Source organism: Streptomyces sp. NPDC029139 (genome assembly GCF_055564335.1).
In genome coordinates this window covers 160,351-183,016 of record NZ_JBVHWN010000003.1, presented here as the reverse complement: position 1 = coordinate 183,016, position 22,666 = coordinate 160,351, and the positions used below count along the sequence as shown (strand labels likewise).

Here is a 22,666-nt window from a genome sequence, read left to right as displayed (position 1 = left end):
CTTCGACGTCTCGCGCTCGCTCACTCGATGGAGTGGAGCGTGCGGGAGCGTGGCCGCGAGTGCGAGCTGGGGGGCGAGGCGTCGTACACCGCCCTCGAGAGGGAGAGGAGCGTCGTGGTCGGTGGGGGAGTGCCGTCCCAGGCGGCGGCGCCGTGATCGTCGCGTACCTAGACTTCCCGTACATGTCGCTCTGGCTGCTCAATCACTTCAGCACCTTCAACCTGACCGCCGTCATCGTCGGCGGGACCGTCGCCGTGTCCGTGGCCGGCAGCGTGCTGCTTCGCCGCAGGTACCCATCGCTGGCGGAGGGCGAGCACAACGACATGGTCGGGGTGACGCTGGGCATGTTCGGCGCCATCTACGGGATCATCCTGGCCTTCGTCATCGTCACCCTCTGGACCCAACTGGACAGCACCCAGACCATCGTGGCCACCGAGGCCACCGATGTCGCGCTCATCGCCCGCGACGCCGCGGCCTTCCCGCCCTCGGTCCGGGCCGACCTCGACGCCGCGCTCAGCGGCTACGTCCACGCGGTCGTCGAGGACCAGTGGCCCCGCATGCGTGAAGGGCAGCCCAGCTACGGCGCCACGGAACAACACCTCCGCACCGCCTTCGACACACTGCAGGCATACGACCCGAAGACGGCGCGCGAACAGGTCTTCTACGAGGAAGCTGTCAACCACCTCAACGACGTCGCCGCCCAGCGCCGCGCCCGACTGACCATGGCCGAGCAGGAACTCCCCCCGCTCCTCCAGATCCTGGCCTTCGGCGGCGCACTCGTCCTCATCCCGCTCACCTTCCTGTACGGCATGCGCAAACTGCGGATCCAGCTTCTCTTCGTCGCCTCCGTCGCCGCCCTCATCGGCTTCAGCCTGCTCCTGGTCCTCGTCCTCGACCGCCCCTTCGCCGGCGAACTCAGCGTGAGCCCGGCCCCGTACCAGGAAGGAGCGCTCGCGTCGTACTGGGCGGATTGAGGCGACGGTGCTCCTCCGGCCCGGTCGCGGGTGCCGGTGCCGGTGGCGGTCGCGGTGCCGGTGGCGTCAGCCTGTCGGTACGGAGGGCGTACGCCCCGGGGGAGGCGTCCGACGGAGCGAGGTCCGCCACGCGAAGGCCACCGCCACCTCCGCCAGGCCGAGCAGGACCAGCCACAGGCCCAGCAGCCGGGTCAGCGCACGGGCCGACTCGGCCGGCAGAGCGAGGACCACGACCGCCGCGACGATGGCGAGCACGGCCACGCCCACCAGGACGCCCCGGTGCGGCAGGTCGTCGGCGGCGATGGCCGTGTACAGGGTGAGGATTCCGGAGACGAGCCAGACGGCCCCGACGATCAGCGAGAGAGCGGTGATCGTCTGCAGGGGGTTCCGCAGACAGAGCACTCCGGCCAGGACGTACAGCACGGCCACGAGCAGCCCGGGGAACCGTGAGTGTCCCTCCCGCGAGAAGACGGCCACGAACCGGAACACTCCCATCACCAGCAGGTACAGCCCGATGAGGACGCCGAGGACTTGCAGGGTCGCTTCAGGCCACACCAGCAGCAGGACACCCGGCACCAGCGTGGCGACGCCCGCGGCCAGCTGCCAGGTCCAGGTACCGCCGAGGCGCGCGAGCATGTGTGCGGGATCGCCGATCGGATCGGGGTCCGCCCCGCCGGGCGGCATCCTTTCCTCGCCGATGCGCGATGTCGGATCGGACGACATGGTCATGGCTCCTCCTCCTGGTCGGCCGGGCGCTCCCGCTCCGTCACTCCGGAAGCTGCCGCATCTCCACGACGCGCAGCCCCAGCGACTGGCAGCGCGCCAGCAGCCCGTACAGGTGTGCTTCGTCCACGACAGGGCCGAACAGGACGGTCTGGCCGGACATCACCACATGGCCCAGCTCCGGAAAGGCCTTGACCAGCGTTTCCGACAGGTGTCCCTCGACTCGGATCTCGTAGCGCACGAGCTGTCCTTTCACGGACTGCCTGGACGGTCGGACCGCGCCCTCTCCCGCGATCGTCCGCCCCCCCGGCTCTTTGGCGCCTCACCCGGCACAGGTGACCCCGCCACCCATGGGGACGACGGCTTTCCCTGTTCCTCAATGCGTCAAAATGATCTTGGCGGAGATGATCAGCAGGCCGAGCAGCAGGTTGACCAACGCGGTGACGGCCATCAGGCGCCGCGAGGCACCAGCGCGGTACGCCGCGGCCACCGACCAGCCCACCTGCCCTGCCACGGCGACGGACAGGGCCAGCCAGAGGGCACCGCGCACGTCCAGGCCCAGGAGCGGGCTGACGGCCACCGCGACCGCCGGGGGCAGTGCGGCCTTGACGATCGGCCACTCGTCACGGCACACCCGTAGCACCACACGGCGGTCCGGCATCTGCTCCGCGAGCCGTGCCCCGAACAGATGGGCATGCACGTGCGCGATCCAGAACACCACGCTCGTCAGCAACAGCAACACCACCAGCTCGACACGGGGGAGCGAGCCCAGCGTGCCGGCGCCCAGCACCACGGAGGCCGCGAGCATGGATCCGTAGACGCCGCCCGTGTAGTCCGCGTGGGCGCGGCGCTCGGCACGGCGCTCCGCGCGTGCCGTGGTCGGGCCGGCCTTGCCTCTGGGCACGTGCGGCTCCTCTCGGACTCGGCGGGACCGGTCGCCGAGCCGACGCCCGCCCGCCGCTGGGTCCATTGCAGCCGAGGCGAGCGCCTCGCGCCTCACCCGCCACGGGGGAGGAGCGTGGTCCGGCGAAGCCCGCAGGTCCTGGCGGCGTCGTATCCCGCACCGACGCGCGCCTGTCAGGGCCGGCGTGAGATCACCGACGGCGTCACGGCAGGCGGAGGTCACCGACGCGCGTCACAGCAGCCCGAGGTCGCGCGCGCGGCGTACGGCGTCGCCGCGCCGGTTCACCGCCAGCTTCCGGTAGACGCTCTTGAGGTGGGTCTTCACGGTGTTCACCGACAGATAGAGATCGGCGGCGATCTCCTCCGTCGACAGCATCCGTGCCAGACGCTCCAGAACGTCCCGCTCGCGTCCGCTGAGCTCCACCGCGACGAGCGGCGGTGGCCCCGGCCCCACCCGGGGACGGCCGGCGCGTCCCGGCGGACCAGGTGTGAGCCAGTCAACCGCCGGCTCCTGCGGCGGTGCCGCGGCCAGCAGGGGCAGGATCCATGGCCCGGCGTCGAGGAACGGACGCCGCAACCGCTCACGCCGGGCGTCGAGGAGCGCCCGGGCCACGAGCCGGCGAGCGGTGGCCAGGTCTCCCGCACTCTCCGCGGCGCGGGCCCTCACCAGCGCCGCCCTCACCGTCACCGCCGGACCGGTCCGTCCGTCGGCGCGGATGCCGTCGAGCAGGTCGACCGCCGTCTCGGGTCGCCCGGCGGCGAGCTGGAGCGCCGCGGCCTCGGCGGCACACACCGGCTGGTCCGCCGTCACCTCCCCGAGCACCTCGGCCGCTTCGTCCGGCCGTCCCTCGGAGAGGTGCACGGCGGAGGCGACGAGCGCCTCGTGGCCCGCCGCCCAGGGGGAGGCGGTGACGGCGGAAACGGCCGGGTCCGCCGCTTCGACGGCGGCTCGCCCCTCGCCCCTGACCAGCAGCAGTCGAGCCGTGGCCAGGGCGCGCCCCGCCGCCGGCACCGGGTCACGCGTCCCGGGGGGAAGCCTGGGGGCCTCGTCCAGGAGGGCCTGCGCCCGGCCGAGTTCATGCCGGTCGACGGCCACGGCGGCCAGGACCAGTCGTTCGACGCCCGAGCCCGACGGCTGGGGCAGACCGACCCGCTCCTCCTCGGACATGGCCGCCAGGGCCGTGCGCTCCGCCCGGTCGAGCCAGCCGTTCAGATAGTCGAGCAGCGCCAGGTGCCCCAGTGCCTCCTGCCGGGGGAGCGCGGTGGCGGCTCCGCCCGGAGAGCCGGCCACGGTGGCCAGAGCGGCCCGGGCGTCCTCGAAACGCCCTGCCCACAAGAGCGCCGATCCCACGTGCGTCAGCAGCAGAGCGTCGAGTTCGGGGTGCCGGTCCAGGAGGTGCGCCGGGACTTCCTGCCGCAGCTCCTCGGCGGCTTCGGCGGCCTTCTCGGCCCGTGCGGGGCTTCCGGTCAGTCGCCCGGCCAGCGCTTCCAGGAGCGCACAGCTCAGCCGGGCGGCAGCCGTCTCGGGCGTGTCGTCCGCCAAGCGCTCCTCGGCGTGGCGCAGGTGGGCCAGGCCGCGGTCGACACCGCCTCGGGACAGGTCGCGGGCCGCCCGCACGAGGTCCGTCGCCGGGCTTTTGGCCTCGGGCCCCATGCGGGAGAACAGCTGGGCCAGGCCGTCCGCGTGCAGGCCGGTGAAGAGCCGGCCGATCGCCAGGTCGTCGACGAGCGCACCGGCGACGAGGTCCCAGTCGTCCGCGGCGGCGCCGTGGGCGAGTGTCTCCGGCAGGAACCCCGCACGTCCGAGCCACTGTGCGGCCCGGCGGTTGAGTTCCGGCTCCAGCCCGGGCAGGCGCTCGCGCAGGTGGGCCCGGAGTATCTCTCCGAACAGCGGATGGAGCTGGTACCACGAGTGTCCGAGGTGCTCGACGAACGCGTTCTCGCGGCAGAGACCGGTGAGGAGGGGCTCGGCATCGGTCCTCAGGGTCAGTGCGTCGGCCAGGTCCGGACAGAAACGCTCCAGGACGCTGACGCGCAACAGCAGGTCCTGGGTCTCCGCCGTGCGCCCCTTGAGGACCTCGGCCAGCAGGAAGTCCGCGACCGTGCTGCGGCCCGCCTCGAACTCCTTCAGGTACAGCTCCGGGTCGGCGCTGTCCCGCGCGGCCAGCACGAACAGACGCAGCCCCGCGGCCCAGCCGCGGGTGCGGTCCACCAGGGCGCGCGCGGCGTCGGCCGGAAGGCGCAGACCGTGCAGCTCCAGCAGCACGGCGGCCTCCTCGGGGGTGAAGGCCAGCTCCGCGGCGCGGATCTCCGTCAGCTCGCCGGCCGCCCGGTAACGGTGCAGGGGAAGCAGCGGTTCCGTGCGGGTGACGAGGACGAGGCGCAGTCCCTGCCCGGCGTGGTGGAGGACGAACTCCACCTGCTCCGCGACCTCGGGAGCGGTCACGCGGTCGTATTCGTCCAGTACGAGGGCCACGGGCCGATCGCGATCGTTCAGTTCGGCGGCGAGCGCTGCCAGCAGCCTGCTGTCCACCCCGGTGGCGTCCGCCGGGGTCCCCACCGCCTCGGACACCGGCGCACCGCAGGCGCGCAGGGCCTGGAGGACGTACGCCCAGAACACTCCGGGCCGACAGTCCCCGGCCTCGGCGGTGAGCCACGCGACCGGCATGCGCAGCCCGGCGGCCCAGTCGGCGGCCAGCAGGGTCTTGCCCGCTCCGGCCGGACCGTTGAGGAGGGTCAACGGCGTCCGGAGCGCCTGATCGAGGTGATCGACGAGCCGCCGACGCCGCAGGAACGTGGTCGGCCGTACGGGGAGGGCGAACCGGGTGCGCAGAAAGGGATTTCCCAGGGGATCGGCGTACGGAGCGGCGGCAACCGCGGGTTCCCCGGCCCGGTCGTGGGTCTCGGCCACGGCGCTCATCACCCCCGTCCGTCAGGGTCACGTCATGGGCGGTGCTTCCTGCCTCCCAGCGTCCCAGCCTTCTCGTCCGGGCGCGCGGTGCGCCGGCCCGTGACATCCGCCCGTACGCCCACGGTCGGGCGGTATCCGATGCCTTTCCCGCATGCGTCGCACCCCCGCGAGGCGCACGCTATGAGGGTGAGGGCGCCCCCCGGGACCATGGCCGTTCGGCGTCCCCGCGACCAGCGGCCCCACCGCTCACGCCGTTCAGGGAAAGGGGCGGAGCCATCAGGTGCAGGGAGTCGTGGCCCCCGGCGTCGCCGAGTGCTCACTCCGCGCAGCCCACGATCGGCCGCGCTCGCCGACAGTCGTCGGCCATCGCCGGGTTCGGTGAGCGAAGGAGGAGCCATGAACCGTTATCCGCCTCTCGCCGACCACGGCATGGTCGGCGATCTCCAGACGGCCGCACTCGTCTCCTCCGGCGGAACGATCGACTGGTGGTGCACCCCTCGCTTCGACTCGCCCAGCGTCTTCGCCTCGCTCCTGGACAGCGAGCGGGGTGGCCACTGCCGACTCACCGCCGAAACGTCCGAGAACGGTGGGGACCTCACGGTCCACCAGCTCTACCTCGCCGACACCGCGGTCCTGGTCAACCGCTTCCTGGCGCCCGGAGGCGTCGGCGAGGTCGCCGACTTCATGACCCCTCTCGACAGCACCACCGCGACGGACCGGCACTGCCTGATCAGGATCGCCCGGGTGGTCCGGGGCAGCATGTCCTTCGCTCTCGCCTGCCGCCCTCGCTTCGACTACGCGCGCGCCGCCCACACCCTCACCCGGCCCGACGACCGTTCGGCCGTCTTCCACGGTCCGGGTACGGATCTTCATCTCCAGGGCACCGACCGCGTCACGCTGCGCACCGAGGGCGACGACATCACCGCCCGCTTCACCCTCACGGCCGGCGAGACGGCCGCCGTGGTACTGACCAGCACCGCCGGCGGCGGGCCCGCTCCGACACCGCCGACCCTGCACGCCGTCGCGGAGGAGTTCGAGACGTGCCGCTCCTTCTGGCACGGGTGGCTGCGCTCCTCCCGGTACCGAGGCCGCTGGCAGGACATGGTCAACCGATCGGCGATCACGCTCAAGCTGCTCACGTACGCCCCCACCGGGGCGCCGATCGCCGCCGCGACCATGGGGCTTCCCGAACAGATCGGCGGCGAACGCAACTGGGACTACCGGTACACGTGGGTCCGGGACGCCTCCCTGTCGGTCCGGGCCCTGGCCGACCTCGGCTTCGAGCAGGAGGCGCACTCCTTCCGCCACTGGCTGCGTGACCGCTTCGAGGCCGGAGGCACCCCCTCGGGCGACCCCCTGCAGATCATGTACCGGGTGGACGGGGAACCGCATCTGACGGAGGAGACCCTCGGTCACCTGGAGGGCTACATGGCCTCGGCACCCGTACGGGCGGGCAACGCGGCGGCCGACCAGCTCCAGCTCGACATCTACGGCGAGGCCGCCGACGCGCTCGCCGTGGGCGGGGACATGGGGGCCATCCGCGGCTGGAAGGCATTCAGCGACGTGCTGGACTGGCTCGCCGACAACTGGGACCGCCCGGACGAGGGCATCTGGGAGACCCGCGGGGGCCGTCAGGACTTCACCTACAGCAGGCTGATGACCTGGGTCGCCTTCGACCGCGGTGTCCGTGTGGCGACCTACTGCTCACGGCCCGCCGACATCGCCCGCTGGACCGGTGCCCGCGACACGGTGTTCCGCCAGATCGTCGAACGCGGCTGGAGCGAGAAGCGCCAGGCGTTCGTGCAGCACTTCGCCTCCGACGTCCTCGACGCCTCGCTGCTGCTGATGCCCCGGGTCGGTTTCCTCTCCCCGCGGGACCCGGCCTGGCTCTCGACTCTCGATGCGATGGGCGAGGAGCTGGTCAGCGACAGCCTGGTCTACCGGTACGACCCCGCCGCCTCTCCCGACGGCCTGCGGGGCTCGGAGGGCACGTTCAACCTCTGCAGCTTCCTCTACGTCGAGGCCCTGGCCCGCTCCGGCAGGATCGAACAGGCCCGCTACGCCTTCGACAAGATGCTCACCTACTCCAACCACGTCGGCCTGTTCGCCGAGGAGATCGGGCCGTCCGGCGAGCAGCTCGGCAACTTCCCGCAGGCGTTCACCCACCTCGCGCTGATCGCGGCGGCGATGGCCCTCGACGAAGAGCTCGACACCTCGGAGGACCCGGCCCGGGCCCGGCCCGGACACCGGCGTCGGCGGGCAGGGCGGTGACGCCCGGTGGATGCGACGAAGCCCTCGGGGCGGTCCGCGACGGATTCTCGACGGGTTCTCGTCCCCGTGGCTCTCGCACAGTTCATCTCCAGCTTCGCCGGCTCGAACATGAACGTGATGATCAACGACATCAGCGAGGACCTGGACACCACGGTGCAGGGCGTGCAGGTCCCCATCACGCTCTTCCTGCTCGTCATCGCGTTGATCATCGTGCTGAGCCGTCACATCGAGGACCCCTACGCCGCGGCCATGATCACCCTCGCCGTCATCGGGCTCGTCGGGCTGCTGGCCGCCGTACGTCTTCCCGAGGCCCCGGAAGCGGTCGTGGGCGTTGACGCCGCAGGCCCCCCGCGCCGTTGAGGTCGGGGAGGAAGAACCGTGTCGAACCAGGAGCTCCCGAGCACGGCGGGTCCCCGCGAGGGGGCCTCTCCGGAGCGTTCGCTGCTGGCGTTGGTCGTCACCGATCCGGGGCACCTTCCCGAGATCCTCGCCGGCTTCGCCGTCCGCCGCATGGGTCCCGCCGTGCCCGAGGAGATCGCCCGGCTTCGACGGGAGCAGCCCGACGCCGACGAGGTGCACCTCCGGGCCCAGGTCGTCACTCGCGGTCGACGGCGGGTCGTGTCGGAGGGAGCCCTCGTGGGCGGGCCCTTCCTCGTGCTGATTCCCTTCGCGTTCTGCGCTGCGCTCCTCAGCCAGGCGCGTACCGTCCTCGAACTGGCCGCCCTCGACGGCCGCGACCCCACCGCGGGCGCCCGCGCCGCTGAACTTCTCGTCCTCCAAGGCGTGTACGAGGACACACGGCAGGCGCGGGACGCGCTCGCCCGGACCAAACCCGCCGTCGGCGCACCGGCCCGCTGGAGGCGGGCGATGGCCCTGTGGGGGGTCACCGTGCGCATGGCCCGCCTGCTCGGTGTGATCGCGCCCGGCGACGAGAGCCAGGACGAGGTGGGGCGTGTCCGCCGGGTCGCCGTCCGCAGCCGGCGGTGGCTGCTCCTCGGCGTGGTCTTTCTGGTCGGCCTGGTCGCCCCTCTCGTCTGGCTCCCGTACATGGCGTCGTCCTACCGGCGCGCCGACGCCCGCCTGATGGACCGTGTCCTCGCCTACTACTTCGCCGACACGACGGCTGCCCCGCGCCACCGGACCCCCCGGCCCGTGCCGGAAGCGGCGGCCGGCGCACTCCGCGCGGTCCTCTCCCTCCTCGTGCCGCTCGCCCTGGCCGCGATGACCTTCCTGACCGGCCTGCGCATCGCCGACAGCCGCTGGCCGGTCCTCGGCATCGCCCTGGCGGCGGCGTCCGCGGCGGTCGGCGGCCTCTGGTACTGGCGCCGTCACAGGCGCCGTCGACCGTGAGCGGCACCGCTCGGTCGTGTCGTGACCTCTCCGCATCGGTTGCGGTGACCGGCCCGGGCCTCCCGGGGGGTGTGCCCCGGAGGATCGGGCCCCGGATCCCCGTCGCCCGACCACCGTGGCCCCGGCGGTTGCGAAGGTGCGTGGCCGGTCCCGCGGTGTTGGAATTGAACGGGGCAATGAGGCGGTCGGGTTGCGGCTGCCGCACCATCCGAGGCGGGAAGCCGCCGGACGAGGAGTCGGTATGAGCGTCGACGAACTCTCGGAGATGGGGCCTGTCGACTACCTGGTCCTGGAGTTCCCGGGCAATCGCATGACCGGCGAAGGACTTCCTCTGCTGCTCGACCTTGTCGACCGCCACATCATTCGCGTCCTCGACCTGTCCTTCGTCCGTAAGGACGAGGACGGTTCGGTCAGAGCGCTGAGGCTCAGCGACATGGACGGCGACGGGGAACTCGATCTGGCCCTGTTCGAGGGAGCTTCCTCCGGACTGCTCGGTGAGGACGACCTCCGGGAGGCCGCCTCCGTCCTCGAACCCGGCAACTCCGCGGGTGTCCTCGTGTACGAGAACGTGTGGGCCGCGCCGCTGGCGGCGGCTCTGCGTCGCGGTGGAGCCCGGATGGTGGCCAACGGACGGATCCCGGCCGAGGACCTCCTGGCGGCTCTGGAGGCCACCGAGGCCGATCCCGCCGCCTAGCGGCCGCCCACCACCCGGCGTCCGACACTCGCCCGACGACAAGGACACTGTCATGCCAGGTCTGCTTCGCGGGGTCGCCCGCACCGCGGTCATCTCCGGTACCGCCACCGCCGTCTCCAACCGGGTCTCGCGTCGCCAGGCCGGTCGATGGGCGCAACAGGACTACGGGCCGGCCGCCGCGGCCCCACCTCAGGAGGTCTACAGCGCTCCGGCCGCTGCCCCCGCACCCGCCCCCGCGCCGCCGGCCGCGGCGTCGATGGACACCAAGATCGCGCAGCTGAAGGAACTCGCAGAGCTCAAGGAGCAAGGCGTGCTGTCCGAGGCCGAGTTCGCGGCGCAAAAGAAGCGCCTCCTCGAATTCTGAGGGGGCACGCTGCTCCCCGCGTGATCGGGCCCCACGCGATCAGGCCCTGACGGTGCCGAGTGCGATCAGGCTTTGACGGTGCCGCCGCCCGCCGCCTTCTCCCGCGGGCGGCGCGGCAGGGCCGAGAGCCCCTGCGGAAGCAGCTCGGCGGTGATGAAGGCCGTCACGGCCGCCAGGATCACCACGGGGACCGTCGCCAGATTCCCGAGCACCAACACCACGAGGGTCACGCTGCTGACCGGAAGCCGTAGAGCGGCCGCGGCAGCCGCGGCCATGCCCGCGGCAGCCCCCGGGATCACCCCGAGTCCGGGCAGCGGCGCGAGCAGCACACCCGCTGCCGCGCCCAGGAAGAGTGCGGGGAACACCAGACCGCCGCGGAGGCTGCCGAGGCACAGAGCGTACGCAACGGCTTTGAACAGCAGAACGGCCAGAAGCGCGCCCACGCCCCAGGCGTGCGGATCGGCCGCCAGCTGAGCCAGGCCGGCCTGGCCGGACGAGGCGACCTCCACCGGACTGCGGCCCGTGAGGACCGCGTACAGAGCGGCGCAGCCCCCGGCGGCGACCGCGCACGCCACCGTCCGGACCAGCGGTGCCGCCGCCACGAACGAGGCGGCCAGCCGCCCCCCGACGATCACGAGATGCACCAGCACGCCGATGCCGACCGCCAGCACGAGCGACCACACCACGTCCCCCGTGTCCAGACGCGGGGGCGGCATGGGGAATCGCACGAAGAGGCTGCCCGTCTGAAGGCCGGTCCAGCGTCCGAAGCCCGTGAACACGACCGCACCCACACCGCTCGACAACAGCGCGGGAAGCATGACGACGAACAGCTGTGGCCCGCCCACGCCCGCCACCTCGATCAGCAGCACCGCGGCGACGAGCGGGTTGCCGAAGATGGCGGCGATGGCCGCCGCCGCGCCGGCCGCTCCCAGCAGTGCGGTGCTCTGCGGGGTGTCGGGGGCGCGGACGAGCCGCCGGAACAGCAGGGCCAGGCCGCCGCCGAGCGCGATCAGCGGTGCCTCGGGGCCGAGGACCGCACCGAGTGGCAGGCTCGCGGCCGCGGCGATGACCACACCGGGAAGGGCGGCGGCCGAGGTCTTCACCGGGTGGAGGCCGGACGCGGGGACGTGGCCGCCCGCGCCGGGCAGATGGGTCACCACCAGCCCGACGACGACCCCGGCGACGGCCAGCGGGGGCAGTGGCCACCACGCCGGCGGTGTGTCCCACCCCCACGCCTCCGGCAGGTCCGCCCACACCATGTGCTCCAGCTCGTGCAGGGCGACGAGGAACCAGAAGGCGGCCAGCGAGATCGGGACGCCGATCAGCGCGCTGAAGACCAGGACCTTGCGGTACGCCGTCGTGCGCAGGAAATCCCGCAATCGGTCGGCCTCCGAGGGCTCCTCCGGTTCTCCGGAGGGGGTCGGGCGGGCCGTCGGCGTCGTCATGGAGGGCGTCCTTCCAGGACCGGGGGTGTGGACGTCATGGATCGCGCTGCTCGGGCGTCGTGGCGGACTGGCGTCGCTCCAGACCGAGCCGTACCGCTCCGACCATGACCTTCGCGATCAGGCCCACGAGGATGAGGTCGGCCACCATCTGGGCAGTGGTCAGCATCCGCGCCGTCTCCGAGACGGGCACGATGTCGCCGAAGCCGACGGTCGCGAACACGGTCACCGTGAAGTACAGGGCGTCGGTCCGGCTGAGCGGTTCCGAGAAGGAGTGGGCCCCCTGCTCGTGCGCGTACACGAAGTAGGTGGTCGAGAACAGCAGCAGGAAGAGCGGGACGGCGGTGGTCAGCGCTTCGACGGCCCGCAGCCGGGGATAGGGCGACGTGACGATGCCGACCGTCTGCAGCGCGAGAAGCGCTCCGATTCCCAGCAGACCCAGGGCGAGGACCGTGACCGTGTGCCCGTCGAGATCGCGGTCGAGGGGGAGCAGGAAGTACAGCGCGCCGGTCGCCGCCACCACGGCCGAGGACCGCAGGAGCGGCAGGAGGAGACGCAGGCGGCCAGTCCGGCGCGGCGTATCACTCTCCTGCGGCGCGTCGCTCATGAGGGCAGAGGTTCCTTGTCGCCGTCAGGTCGGCCCGGCCCGTCCGCCGTACCGGGGTCGTCGAGGAACTCGCGCACGGCGAAGGCGAGGACGACCGCGGCGACGATCCACAGCACGACCACCGTGCTCGGATACGACCAGGTGACGAGGACGATCAGGGCGATCAGGAGGATCAGCCCACCGATCCAGCGCTTGTGCCGGTGGACGAACCGGCCCACCGCGCCCAGCCGCAGACCGCTCGACGTGGCCACCCCGCGCATGGCCCCGATGCCGCCGGTACACGCCCGTCGCACCGTGACCGCCGGGCGGGAGGGCCCGGTGAGGAAGGCGGCGCAGGCCGTCACCAGAGCGACGGCGGCGACCGCCCGTACGCCGGCCCGCAGGAACGTGACGAGCGCGTCGAAGACGGCCGCCGCCGCGTCCTGCGAGACCGTGGCCGGGAGACGGTCCAGGTAGATGCCGCGGAAGACGGTCAGGCTCACGCCGAGAACCAGCATCCCGAAGGCCACGGCGAGCGCCGTCGCCACCAGGACGCGCCGGCGGTGCGCGGCCAGCAGGACCGCCGCCGCGGCGAGCAGGAGGGTGACCACACCGAGCCATGAACCGAGGATCTGCAGGATCCGGGTGTACGTCTTCACCTTGGCGAGCTCGTCCGAGGAGAACACCACGAAATCGGTGTGGACCTCGGGGATGTTGGCGGCGCGGGACAAGCCGGCCTTCACCAGCTCGTCCTTGGCCCGTTCGACGACCGGGCCGATGTCGATGGCCACCTCATCGCCCTTGAGGGTCACCGCGCCGCCGCCCTTGCCCGTGAGCGCCTTGTCCAGGGACCGGTGCGCCACCCGGTTGCCCTCCCTCCACAGGGTCGCGAACGCCGGGCTCGTGACGATCCGGCGGACCGTGCTGCTCACCAGCTCCTTGAGGCCGCTCTCGATGGGACCGTCGAGTTCATCGATCAGCCTGGCCAGAGCCGGGGGCGCCCCTTTCTCCTTGGCCGCCGAGGAGAGCTCGGCCACCAGGGCCTTCACATCGATCCGGTCGAGGATCGCGGTCGTGGCGCGGTTGGTGACCGCCGTCTGCACGGCCGGGTCCTCGGCCAGTGGCGCGACGGTGTCGACGTATCGGTCGGTGTCCTCCACCAGGCTGTTGGCCCACACCGCGACGACCGAGAGTACGGACAGCACCGCGGCCAGGATCACCAGCACAGCGGAGAGAACCGACCGCCATCGGTGCCGCCGCGGCTTCCCGCCGGTCTCCAGCTCCGCGATCCGCCGCCGCAGATCCGCCAACTCGCTCGGCTGCCCTTCCGGAGAGTGCACGCTGCGGGAAGGGTCCGGGCGGCCGGGCTGGGATTCCATACGGATCTCCTGCGGAGCGCTTCGCGGGTGGCATCGGGCGGCGGAGCACCCGCCGTCAGTCCAGCAAAGGTGCTCCGTCCCGCTCACGCGACCGGAGCGAAGCCCCGGTCCCTCTTTCGGCCGACGGCCGCCCTGCTCCCGACGGGTCAGCCGGCCTCCAGGAAGTCCGCCGTTCACTTCTCCGCGAGGGCCGTCGGCGGCTCGCGGCAGCCGGTCGCGGTCAGGGGGAAAGGGGTGACGAGGAGTGCTGACCGCCGATGCCCTGGTGGTCGGCTTGCTGCGCGATGGCCCGGCGTGCCGGGTCGGTGAACTTTCGCTCGACCGACTCCTGGAGCAGTTCCAGCTGCGTACGGACGGAGGGGTGCTGCTCGGCCGGCAGCGCTTCGAGGAGACCTTCGAGCATGGCCCGGAGCCTGCGGCAGATCTGCACGGACGAACTTCCGTACTCACGGATCTCGCAGACGGCGAGCTGGAGGTAGTTGTCCCAGTCCCGCCCCGGGAGCATGAGCCGGGCGGTCCCGTCCCGGTCGGCCAGAACGTAGCGGCCGGGGAGGTGAACACTCCCGACCGTGTGCAGCAGCCACTCGATGTAATTGATCACCTGCACCGCCGTGGTCGGGTCGTTCACCGCCGGGGACAGGGCCCTGATGGCGATGTCGACGAGGACTCTCAGCGCGAAGGCGGGATCCTGTTCGATCGTGCGCTCGCCTCCGAGGGCGACGAGACCGGTCACCCGCTCCGGGACAGGAGCGGAGGTGCCCCCGTGGACCTCCACCAGCACGGCGCCGGGCGGTACGAAGTCCCCGATCAGCCGCGTCACCACCAGGACGCAGTCGTGCCGCGTGGCCTCCGCGACCAGACCTCGCACGTCGAACGCCTGGACGGCCCCACCGCGCACGGTACGGATGCGCGTCACGGGCGCGGCGGACGGCACGCTCCCCTCCCCCCGGGGCGCGGCGCCCCGGATCACCGCGGCGCCGCTCGTGAAGACGTCCTCCCCCATACGCGTGACCAACTCGGCGATGGCCACCGGCCGCAGACTGTGCGTGAACCGGTTGAGGTAGACGAGCAGGAGCACGAGACTGACGGCCACCGCCGCGCCGGCCAGGGTCACCCCGAGATCGGGGACCGAGTCGGACTCGACGCTGCGCAGCAGGGAGAAGGCGAACGCGAACGTCCCCGTGAAGGTCGCCAGCACGGCCTTCTGCAGCCGATCCCGGTACCACAGACGCATATAGCGGGGGGAGAGGGTGCCCGTGGCCTGCTGCACCACCAGCACACCGATGGTGACGACGAACCCCAGCAACGCCACCATCGCGCCGACGATCGCGGTGAGCACGCCGCTCGCCGTCGTCGCGGAGTAGTGCCAGCCGCTCGGCGGCCGTCCCGCGCTGTCGGCGGCGAGGGCCAGCTCGGCGAGAAGTGCGCCAAGGACGAGACCCAGCATCGGCACGATCCACAGGCTCGCCTTGACGTACTGGCGCAGCCTGAACCGGGCCGCCCAGGATGTCGGGACACGCACGTCACGCCCCCTTCGTCTGGAGGATCCGGGTGCTCCGCGGGCACACGAGGCAGCTCTACGGGATCGCCGTCGTCCCACGGTAGGGCGATCGCGGGACCCGCGCAGCGGCAGCGCTCCCGCCGTCCCCCCTACAAGGCTCGGCAGGACGAAACGGACACCTCGGCCTAACCTGATCGGGTGCCGCAGGATCCACCGGACCGCGGCGTGACGGTGCGCCGCGTGTGGTCGACCCGTGCTGAGAGCCACGTGTGGTCGACCGGTGCTGAAAGGGGCCCCGATGGACGACTACCCCCTGATCGAGAACCACGGTCTGATCGGTGACCTGCAGACCGCGGCCCTCGTGACGACCGATGCGACGATCGATTGGTTCTGCTGTCCGAGGTTCGATTCGCCGAGCGTCTTCGGTGCCCTGCTCGACCGGCGCGAGGGCGGCCACTTCACCGTGCGGCCGGCCGCGGAGACGTACACGACCAAGCAGCTCTACCACCCGGACACCGCCGTTCTCGTGACGCGCTTCATGACCGAGACCGGGGCGGGTGAGGTCGTCGACTTCATGCCGGTGACCGGCACGACCGCGACGGACCGGCACCGTCTGGTGCGCATGCTGCGCTGCGTCCGGGGCAGCATGACGTTCGAGGGCGAGATCGCCCCGCGCTTCGACTACGGCCGCAAGCCGCACCAGTTGCACATCACGGAGCACGGGGCGCTGTTCACCTCGGAGGACCTGGACATCGCCGTCCACGCCGTCCGTGAGCCGCACGACGAACGGCTGCTGAACGTCCTCTCCGGTGACAAGGACCTGCGCTTCTCCCTGAGCCTGCGGGCGGGGCAGCAGCGCGGCCTCGTCATGGAGTCGTCCCCCGGCGGGCCGCCGCACGAGGTCCGTGTGGAGGAGTTCGAGCGACTCTTCGGCGAGACGGTCCGCTTCTGGCGTTCCTGGCTGGGGCAGTCCACGTACTCCGGCCGCTGGCGTGAGGCGGTGGAACGTTCGGCCGTGACGCTGAAGCTCATGACCTACGCGCCGACCGGCGCCCTGGTCGCCGCCCCGACGGCGGGCCTGCCCGAGCAACTGGGTGGGGAGCGCAACTGGGACTACCGGTTCACATGGATCCGCGACGCGTCGTTCTCGGTGTACGCCCTGCTGGGCATGGGGTTCAAGGAAGAGGCGTCCGCCTTCATCGACTGGCTGCACGACCGCGTGAAGCAGGAGGCCGGCCAGGGGAACGGCTCCGGACCGCTGAACATCATGTACCGGGTCGACGGCTCCGCCGACCTCGTCGAGGAGACCCTGGAGCACTGGGAGGGATACTGCGGCTCCGCACCGGTCCGTATCGGCAACGGCGCGGCGAGCCAGCTCCAGCTGGACATTTACGGTGAGGCGCTCGACAGCATCTACTTCGCGCACCAGCACGGCATGCACCTCGACCACCGGGGCTGGAAGGCCCTGCACACGCTGCTCGACTGGCTGGTCGACCACTGGGACCAGCCGGGCGAGGGGCTGTGGGAGACGCGTGGCGGCCGGAAGGACTTCACGTACGGCCGCGTGATGTCCTGGGTGGCCTTCGACCGCGCCGTGCGGATCGCCGCCGACGACGGCCGTCCGGCGGCGCGCGGCCGCTGGGTGGACGCGCGGGACGAGATCTACGCGCAGGTGATGAGCAAGGGATGGGACGCGAACAAGCAGGCGTTCGTCCAGCATTACGGCGAGGACGTGCTCGACTCGTCGCTGCTGCGCATGCCGACGGTCGGCTTCATCACGCCGGACGACCCGATGTGGACGTCCACCCTGGACGCGATGGAGCGTGAACTGGTCAGCGACAGCCTGGTCTACCGCTACAACCCCGAGGCGTCGCCCGACGGGCTGCGCGGCTCCGAAGGCACCTTCTCCCTGTGCACGTTCATGTACGTCGACGCCCTCGCACGGGCCGGACGCACCGACATGGCCAGGCTGGTGCTGGAGAAGATGCTCACCTACGCCAACCACCTCGGCCTGTACTCCGAGGAGATCGACCTGACCGGGCGGCAACTGGGCAACTTCCCGCAGGCGTTCACGCACCTGGCCCTGATCGACGCGGCGATCACCCTGGACCCGATGCTCCAGCGGTCCTGGAAGAGCGGGCTGTAGGGGCGCGGACGAAGCCGTCCCGCGCGTCTCACCGTCCGGCGGCGGTCGGGACGGGACCGAGGAGGACGACCGTGTCGCCCTCCCGCGGGACGGCCGGCTCCCGCTCCGTGACCGGGTCCAGCCGATGGTCGGCGCGCACCACGAAGAGCGTGTCGTGCTCCGGCGGCAACGGGCCGGAGAAGGGCCGCACCACGAACCGGGCGCCCCGTTCGTAGTGTTCCGCCAGGACGCGCCGGACGAGGGAGCGGCCGAAGAGGATGTCGCCACCGGTGTACGGAGCGACCACGCCATGGCTGTCGTGCGGGGGACCCACCCGGTAGACGGGCCCCTCCACGCTGTCCTCCATCACGATCGAGGCGAGGGCGTTGAAGTCGTCGTCGTCCGTGGCCAGGAAGACCGCCGTCACACCCTCCAGACGCGCCCCGGGGTTGATGGCCGTGGCGAGCAGGTCGCCCTTGGCGAGTTCGAGGCCGGCCCCCTTGATCCGCTCCCGTTCCTCCTCGCGCCCCGCCCACATCAGCAGGTCGAGACCGGCGGACCGCAGGGCTCTTCCCAGGTCCACCACCCAGGGTTCGCCGCCCACCAGGAGAACGCGCGTGCCCGCCGTCTTGACGACGCCCAGCCGTCTGGCCACCGGCACCGCCGTCAGCGCGTACAGCACGACGGTGCCCACGATGACCAGGAAGGTGACAGGCAGGATCTTCTCCGCCCCGTTCACCCCCCGTTCGACCAGGCCGGAGGAGAAGGCCGACGCCGTCGCCGCCGCGACGATGCCGCGTGGATCCATCCATGCGACGAAGGCGCGTTCACCGCGCGAGAGATCCGTGCGCGCCGCGGCGCCGAAGGCCACGACCGGCCGGACGACCAGGACGAGGATCGCGATCAGGCCGAGGGAGGGGAGGAGCACCGGCACCAGGGACGACGGCGTGACCGTGGAGGAGATGGAGATGAACAGCAGGCCGATGATCAGCTGGACCAGCGTCTCCAGGAAGGGCCGGCGCGCGGGCATGTCGAAGCCGCGGATGTTGGAGACGGCCAGTCCCGCCACGACCGCGGCGATGAGCCCCGTGTCGTCCCGCACGACGTCGCAGACCGCCGAGACGCCGATCACGACGGCGAGTTGCGCCAGCGTTCCCAGGGTCTCGCCGAGTCGGAGCGTGCGCAGGGTGAACCACAGCAGCGCGGTCGCCACGGCCCCGCCCACCAGACCGAAGGCGAGGCTGAGGGCGAACTGCCCCAACTGGTAGCCCCGCCCGAGGTCGATCTGGTGCGACGACGCCACCGCGTGGAAGGTGAGCGCGCCGAGGATGGCGCCGATCGGATCGATCAGCGTCCCCTCCCAGATGAGGATGCGCCGCACCTTGTCGCTCGGCCGCACGAAGTCCAGCAGCGGTCCCACGACCGTGGGCCCCGAGACGACGAGGATCATGCCGAGCATCGCCGCCACGCGCAGGGGCATGTCGAACATCGCGGGTCCCACCGCCCCGGTGACGAGGAAGGTGAGCAGCACGCCGTACACAAGCAGCCTGACCACGATCCCGCGCGTGTGGTGGGCGAGCTTGCGCAGGTCGAGTCCCAGACCGGCGTCGTAGAGGATCACGGCGACGGACAGCGACACCAGGGCCGAGAAGTCCGGCCCCAGCAGTTGGTCCGGGTGGATGACGTCCGTCATCGCCCCGGCCGCGAACCCCACGGGAAGCAGGATGATCAGGGCCGGGACACGCAGCCTGCTCGCCAGGATCTGCGAGCCGGTGGCGAGCACCACCGTCAGGGCGAATCCCAGAAGGATCTCGTCGTCGGTCACAGCGGCTTCCTCCGTCGGAGTGCGGACGCGAAGGGGAGGTCCAGCGGGTGGACGAGTGGTGGGTCAGCTGTCGGGTACCGCGCCGTCACCGGCCGTGCCGCTTCCTCCGGTCAGCTCGGCGTCCGTGAGCTCGGCCAGCTCCCCGTGGGTGTCCAGCCAGTAGAGGAGGACCACGGCCGGTACGACGAGCACCAGAGCCACCAGCGTGACGATCGCCAGCCACGTCAGCGTGGCGGGCGCGCCCGCGGCATCGGCCACGCTCAGCGACGTGGGCAGGAGGTAGGGGCGCTGCGCCATGCCCCAGGCCAGGACGGCGGCGGCGACGACCCCGATCGCCGTGACGCGCATCCAGGTGCCCGGAGTGCGCCGGACGAGCCACGCCGTCGCGACCGAGGCCACCCCCGCGAGGACGACGAAGAGCAGCCCCAGGCCGTGGGTGAGGCCGCGCCACACGTGGGGGGAGTCCTCGTGGGTGACGAACCCGGTGACCACCGCCAGGACGGTGAGCGCGGCGAGACTGCCCAGCGCCCGGCGCCGGAAGTAGCCGATCAGATCCGGCGCCTCGAACCGGCGGGCATCCCCGGTGAGGAACACCGCGCCGAGGAAGACCGTGGTCGCGATGGCGACCAGCCCGAACACCAGGGAGGTCGGGTTGGCCCAGGCGTCCGCCGACGCCTCGGTACCGGGCGCCACCCGGCCCGAGGCGACACCGCCGACGGCGGCGCCGAGGAAGAACGGTGTGACGACCGAGGCCACGGCGAAGACGGCACCGTACAGCCGCCGGTCGGCGAGCCGCCGGGAGGGCTTGCGGAACGCGAAGCCGGCGCCGCGCAGGACCATGCCCATGACGGCCAGCGCCAGCGGAAGCCACATCGCGGAGAACACGGTCTGGAACAGGACCGGGAAGCCGGTCCACATGATGACCAGGACGAAGATCAGCCAGACGTTGTTCACCTCCCAGACGGGAGCCATGGCGTGATCGATGAGCCACCGGGGGCGCCGGCCGCGCTCCGCGCCCCCGGCCGTCAGATCCCAGAAACCCGCCCCGTAGTCGGTGCCGCCCGCGCAGGCGTACGCGGCCACGGCCAGGAGCAGTACCACGGCGACGAGATCGGCGGTCATGGGCGGCCGCCCCCGGGCCGGGTCGCGGCGTCCGCGGCGGCGGAGGAGCCGCCCGCGGGGAGGGGTGCGCGGGGACCGTAGGGGGTGTCCGCCTCCGGCGCGTGGCCCGTTCCGCCCGAGGCCCGTTCCTCGTCGGCGAGCCGCCAGCGCGTGCGCATCTTCAGCAGGACGACGAGGAACGAGCCGAAGAGGCACACGTACACCACCATCACCACACCGAGCATGATCCACAGGGTGGTCGAGCGGGTCGACGTCACGGCCTCGGCGACCCGCATGTTCTGGTAGACGATCCAGGGCTGGCGGCCCACCTCGGTGGCGATCCAGCCGCACTCGACGGCCACGACGGAGGCGACGCCCGCGCAGGCCGCGGAGCGGTAGAACCACTTCGAGGCGGGCAGCCGGCGGTGCCGCAGCCAGACGAACCCGTACCAGAGGGCGAGCAGCACCAGGGCGGACCCGATCAGGACCATGATGTCGAAGGCCCAGTGGGCGATGGTCGCCTGAGCGGCCGTGGGACGCTGGTCCGCGGGGACGGACGTCAGTCCCACCACCTTGGTGTCCGGGCTGAACCCGGCGAGGACCGAGTCGAGCAGCGGGATCTTGATCCCGCCCGAGACGGTCCCGTCCTCCTGCAGACGCCCGAAGATGTACTCCGGCACCCGGGTGTCGGTCTCCCAGACGATCTCCATCGCCGCGAACTTCACCGGCTGCTCGTGGAACACCGACCGGGCGATGGAGTCGCCGAGCACGAACTGCACCGGAGTGGCGGCAGCGGCGATGGTGAAGGGAACGGCGAAGCCGAGCCGGTGGTAGCGGTCCCGACGCCCCCGCAGCCACCCGACGGCGTAGACACCGGCCACCATGAAGCCCGCGGTGATCACCATCGCCACGACGAAGTGCCAGTACTGCGGCCCGAACATCGGTGTGAAGATCGCCTTCCGGACGTCCACGTCGACCGGGTTGCCCTCGGAGTCGAGGGAGAAGCCCTGGGGCGTGTTCATCCAGGCGTTCGCGGCCAGGATGCCGAAGGCGCCGAGCAGCGCGGCGAACGGCAGGGGCAGCGCGAGGAGGAAGTGGGTGCGCGGCTTCAGCCGCCGCCACCCGTACAGGTAGACGGCGATGAGGACGGCCTCCAGGAAGAAGGCCCAGGCCTCGACGCCGAACCCGATGCCGAAGACATCACCCCACCGCCCCATCAGACCGGGCCAGAGCAGCCCGAACTCGAACGACAGCACCGTGCCGGTGACGATGCCGAGCGCGAACTGCACCGCCATGACGGCCGACCAGCGCCGCGCCAGGAGCAGTGCCGTGGCGTCCTTGCGGCGCAGCCCCCGGTAGTGCATGACCAGGGTGATGAAGGGGAAGGCCACGCCCAGCGGTACGAGGATGATGTGGGAGGCCAGGGTGAAGGCCATGAGCTCCCGGGCCGGCAGGAGTTGGGCAGGGGCTTCCGCCAGCAGGTGGAGCGAGGTGGGCATACGTGCCGTCGCCGTTCGTGGATGTCAGAGGCCGGGGGAGGGTCATCCGCCGGTGGCGAAGCCCGGGAAGAGGGTCATGCCACCGTCGACGTACAGGGTGGTTCCCACCACGTAGTCCATGAGGTCGGAGGCGAGGGCGACCACGGCGTGGGCGATGTCCTCGGGATCACCGATCCGGTCGTACGGGATCAGCTTCAGGAGGTCCTCCCGGGCTTCGGGCGTCTCCCAGGCGTCACGGTTGATCGGCGTCTTGATCGCCCCCGGGGCGACGGCGTTCACCCGGATCTTCTCCGGCGCGAGCTCCTGGGCCAGGGTCTGCATCATCATCTGCACACCGCCCTTGGAGGACGCGTAGTTCACATGACCCGACCAGGGGATGAGCTGGTGCACCGAGCTCATGCAGATGATCTTCCCGGCGGACCGGGACACCTCCGGCACCACGCCCCGGCGCCGGAACTCCTTGGTCGCCTCCCGCGCGCACAGGAACTGACCGGTGAGATTGACGTCGAGGACCTTCTGCCACTGGGCGAGGGTCATCTCCGTGAGGCGGGCGTCACGCTGCAGTCCCGCGTTGGCGACCAGGATGTCGATGGTCCCGAACTCCTGGACCATCCGTTCCGTCATGGCGACGACCTGGTCCTCCTGGGACACGTCGGCCTCGTACGCCGCGGAGCGCACCCCGAACGAGGCGATCTCCTCGGCCACCTCCTCGGCGGCCTCGCGCCCCGCCACGTAGTTCACGACCACGTCGGCACCGGCCCGGCCCAGGGCGATGGCCGTGGCCTTGCCGATGCCCGAATTGGCCCCGGTGACCAAAGCCTTCTGTCCCCGCAGCAGACGAGCCGGGATCACATTCCGCGGTGCTTCCGCCGTGGCACTCATGCCGTCCTGTCTCCTTCGCCGCGCTCGCGCTCCGTCCGGCGGCAGCTCGGCCGGGCACGGTCACGCAATCACCGGACGCGGCGGACGGCGTGTGCTCCTCACGGCCGTTGACCCATTGGGCCGAGCATCTTCGTCC

Annotated in this window: 19 protein-coding genes; 7 read left to right on the top strand and 12 right to left on the bottom strand. The window is 71.6% G+C overall.

All coding sequences use genetic code 11. The features are described 5' to 3' along the window. Positions 1–182 precede the first annotated feature (182 nt). A complete protein-coding gene (locus ACZ4VW_RS08655) occupies positions 183–974 on the top strand; it encodes a bestrophin-like domain (RefSeq protein ID WP_467959935.1) in 792 nt (263 codons plus the stop codon). 66 nt (positions 975–1,040) lie between these two features. Here the strand turns inward: ACZ4VW_RS08655 and ACZ4VW_RS08650 are convergent, their stop codons facing one another. The 4 genes from ACZ4VW_RS08650 to ACZ4VW_RS08635 all read right to left on the bottom strand — a co-directional run bounded on the left by ACZ4VW_RS08650 (position 1,041) and on the right by ACZ4VW_RS08635 (position 5,520). Beyond that, positions 1,041–1,703: an HdeD family acid-resistance protein gene (locus tag ACZ4VW_RS08650; protein ID WP_467959933.1), complete on the bottom strand. Its 663-nt coding sequence runs from the start codon at positions 1,701–1,703 to the stop codon at positions 1,041–1,043. A 37-nt stretch (positions 1,704–1,740) separates the two neighbouring features. Then, complete coding sequence (locus tag ACZ4VW_RS08645) at positions 1,741–1,938, bottom strand: hypothetical protein (protein ID WP_467959931.1); 198 nt, start codon at positions 1,936–1,938, stop codon at positions 1,741–1,743. Between the two features lie 135 nt (positions 1,939–2,073). Further along, positions 2,074–2,601: a hypothetical protein gene (locus ACZ4VW_RS08640; RefSeq protein ID WP_467959929.1), complete on the bottom strand. Its 528-nt coding sequence runs from the start codon at positions 2,599–2,601 to the stop codon at positions 2,074–2,076. Between the two features lie 231 nt (positions 2,602–2,832). After that, on the bottom strand, positions 2,833–5,520 hold the full coding sequence (locus tag ACZ4VW_RS08635; protein ID WP_467959928.1) for a winged helix-turn-helix domain-containing protein: 2,688 nt from the start codon (positions 5,518–5,520) through the stop codon (positions 2,833–2,835). Between the two features lie 387 nt (positions 5,521–5,907). Between ACZ4VW_RS08635 and ACZ4VW_RS08630 the strand changes: the two genes are divergently transcribed. The 5 genes from ACZ4VW_RS08630 (at position 5,908) to ACZ4VW_RS08610 (ending at position 10,190) form a co-directional block, all read left to right on the top strand. Beyond that, positions 5,908–7,782, top strand: a complete 1,875-nt coding sequence (locus ACZ4VW_RS08630) for a glycoside hydrolase family 15 protein (RefSeq protein ID WP_467959926.1) — start codon at positions 5,908–5,910, stop codon at positions 7,780–7,782. A 66-nt stretch (positions 7,783–7,848) separates the two neighbouring features. Further along, the gene (locus ACZ4VW_RS08625) at positions 7,849–8,142 is read left to right on the top strand and encodes a hypothetical protein (RefSeq protein WP_467959924.1); all 294 of its coding nucleotides are present in this window, start codon (positions 7,849–7,851) and stop codon (positions 8,140–8,142) included. A gap of 18 nt (positions 8,143–8,160) precedes the next feature. After that, positions 8,161–9,132: a hypothetical protein gene (locus tag ACZ4VW_RS08620; RefSeq protein ID WP_467959922.1), complete on the top strand. Its 972-nt coding sequence runs from the start codon at positions 8,161–8,163 to the stop codon at positions 9,130–9,132. A 241-nt stretch (positions 9,133–9,373) separates the two neighbouring features. Continuing rightward, on the top strand, positions 9,374–9,826 hold the full coding sequence (locus tag ACZ4VW_RS08615) for a DUF6325 family protein (RefSeq protein WP_467959920.1): 453 nt from the start codon (positions 9,374–9,376) through the stop codon (positions 9,824–9,826). A gap of 52 nt (positions 9,827–9,878) precedes the next feature. Beyond that, the gene (locus ACZ4VW_RS08610) at positions 9,879–10,190 is read left to right on the top strand and encodes an SHOCT domain-containing protein (protein ID WP_467959918.1); all 312 of its coding nucleotides are present in this window, start codon (positions 9,879–9,881) and stop codon (positions 10,188–10,190) included. A 65-nt stretch (positions 10,191–10,255) separates the two neighbouring features. On the opposite strand, the gene ACZ4VW_RS08605 is transcribed toward ACZ4VW_RS08610, so the two are convergent. The 4 genes from ACZ4VW_RS08605 to ACZ4VW_RS08590 all read right to left on the bottom strand — a co-directional run bounded on the left by ACZ4VW_RS08605 (position 10,256) and on the right by ACZ4VW_RS08590 (position 15,119). After that, a complete protein-coding gene (locus ACZ4VW_RS08605; RefSeq protein WP_467959916.1) occupies positions 10,256–11,635 on the bottom strand; it encodes a chloride channel protein in 1,380 nt (459 codons plus the stop codon). Between the two features lie 34 nt (positions 11,636–11,669). Continuing rightward, positions 11,670–12,239, bottom strand: a complete 570-nt coding sequence (locus ACZ4VW_RS08600; protein ID WP_467959914.1) for a potassium channel family protein — start codon at positions 12,237–12,239, stop codon at positions 11,670–11,672. Continuing rightward, the gene (locus ACZ4VW_RS08595; RefSeq protein ID WP_467959912.1) at positions 12,236–13,597 is read right to left on the bottom strand and encodes a hypothetical protein; all 1,362 of its coding nucleotides are present in this window, start codon (positions 13,595–13,597) and stop codon (positions 12,236–12,238) included. Before ACZ4VW_RS08595 ends, ACZ4VW_RS08600 begins: the two co-directional genes overlap by 4 nt. Before the next feature lie 220 nt (positions 13,598–13,817). Further along, positions 13,818–15,119: a DUF2254 domain-containing protein gene (locus ACZ4VW_RS08590; RefSeq protein ID WP_467959910.1), complete on the bottom strand. Its 1,302-nt coding sequence runs from the start codon at positions 15,117–15,119 to the stop codon at positions 13,818–13,820. 277 nt (positions 15,120–15,396) lie between these two features. On the opposite strand from ACZ4VW_RS08590, the gene ACZ4VW_RS08585 reads away from it, so the two are divergent. Continuing rightward, positions 15,397–17,244, top strand: a complete 1,848-nt coding sequence (locus tag ACZ4VW_RS08585) for a glycoside hydrolase family 15 protein (RefSeq protein WP_467959908.1) — start codon at positions 15,397–15,399, stop codon at positions 17,242–17,244. A 28-nt stretch (positions 17,245–17,272) separates the two neighbouring features. Here ACZ4VW_RS08585 and ACZ4VW_RS08580 read toward each other — a convergent pair whose 3' ends face one another. From ACZ4VW_RS08580 to ACZ4VW_RS08565, 4 genes are all read right to left on the bottom strand, one after another. Next, entirely contained in the window at positions 17,273–19,048 is a 1,776-nt protein-coding gene (locus tag ACZ4VW_RS08580) for a cation:proton antiporter (RefSeq protein ID WP_467959906.1), read from the bottom strand. Positions 19,049–19,111: 63 nt separating this feature from the next. Continuing rightward, the gene (locus ACZ4VW_RS08575; RefSeq protein ID WP_467959904.1) at positions 19,112–20,170 is read right to left on the bottom strand and encodes a cytochrome d ubiquinol oxidase subunit II; all 1,059 of its coding nucleotides are present in this window, start codon (positions 20,168–20,170) and stop codon (positions 19,112–19,114) included. Next, positions 20,167–21,648 carry a cytochrome ubiquinol oxidase subunit I gene (locus ACZ4VW_RS08570; RefSeq protein ID WP_467959902.1) on the bottom strand — a complete coding sequence of 494 codons (1,482 nt, stop codon included), beginning with the start codon at positions 21,646–21,648 and terminating at the stop codon, positions 20,167–20,169. Before ACZ4VW_RS08570 ends, ACZ4VW_RS08575 begins: the two co-directional genes overlap by 4 nt. Positions 21,649–21,690: 42 nt before the next feature. Next, positions 21,691–22,530 (bottom strand): SDR family oxidoreductase, encoded by an 840-nt coding sequence (locus ACZ4VW_RS08565; protein WP_467959900.1) that lies wholly within the window; start codon positions 22,528–22,530, stop codon positions 21,691–21,693. Positions 22,531–22,666 lie beyond the last annotated feature (136 nt).

Coding starts and splice junctions, on each gene's coding strand:
- ACZ4VW_RS08655 (WP_467959935.1), top strand. CDS start 183: ATGTCGCTCTGGCTGCTCAATCACTTCAGCACCTTCAACCTGACCGCC.
- ACZ4VW_RS08650 (WP_467959933.1), bottom strand. CDS start 1,703: ATGACCATGTCGTCCGATCCGACATCGCGCATCGGCGAGGAAAGGATG.
- ACZ4VW_RS08635 (WP_467959928.1), bottom strand. CDS start 5,520: ATGAGCGCCGTGGCCGAGACCCACGACCGGGCCGGGGAACCCGCGGTT.
- ACZ4VW_RS08630 (WP_467959926.1), top strand. CDS start 5,908: ATGAACCGTTATCCGCCTCTCGCCGACCACGGCATGGTCGGCGATCTC.
- ACZ4VW_RS08615 (WP_467959920.1), top strand. CDS start 9,374: ATGAGCGTCGACGAACTCTCGGAGATGGGGCCTGTCGACTACCTGGTC.
- ACZ4VW_RS08610 (WP_467959918.1), top strand. CDS start 9,879: ATGCCAGGTCTGCTTCGCGGGGTCGCCCGCACCGCGGTCATCTCCGGT.
- ACZ4VW_RS08605 (WP_467959916.1), bottom strand. CDS start 11,635: ATGACGACGCCGACGGCCCGCCCGACCCCCTCCGGAGAACCGGAGGAG.
- ACZ4VW_RS08600 (WP_467959914.1), bottom strand. CDS start 12,239: ATGAGCGACGCGCCGCAGGAGAGTGATACGCCGCGCCGGACTGGCCGC.
- ACZ4VW_RS08595 (WP_467959912.1), bottom strand. CDS start 13,597: ATGGAATCCCAGCCCGGCCGCCCGGACCCTTCCCGCAGCGTGCACTCT.
- ACZ4VW_RS08585 (WP_467959908.1), top strand. CDS start 15,397: ATGGACGACTACCCCCTGATCGAGAACCACGGTCTGATCGGTGACCTG.
- ACZ4VW_RS08575 (WP_467959904.1), bottom strand. CDS start 20,170: ATGACCGCCGATCTCGTCGCCGTGGTACTGCTCCTGGCCGTGGCCGCG.
- ACZ4VW_RS08570 (WP_467959902.1), bottom strand. CDS start 21,648: ATGCCCACCTCGCTCCACCTGCTGGCGGAAGCCCCTGCCCAACTCCTG.
- ACZ4VW_RS08565 (WP_467959900.1), bottom strand. CDS start 22,530: ATGAGTGCCACGGCGGAAGCACCGCGGAATGTGATCCCGGCTCGTCTG.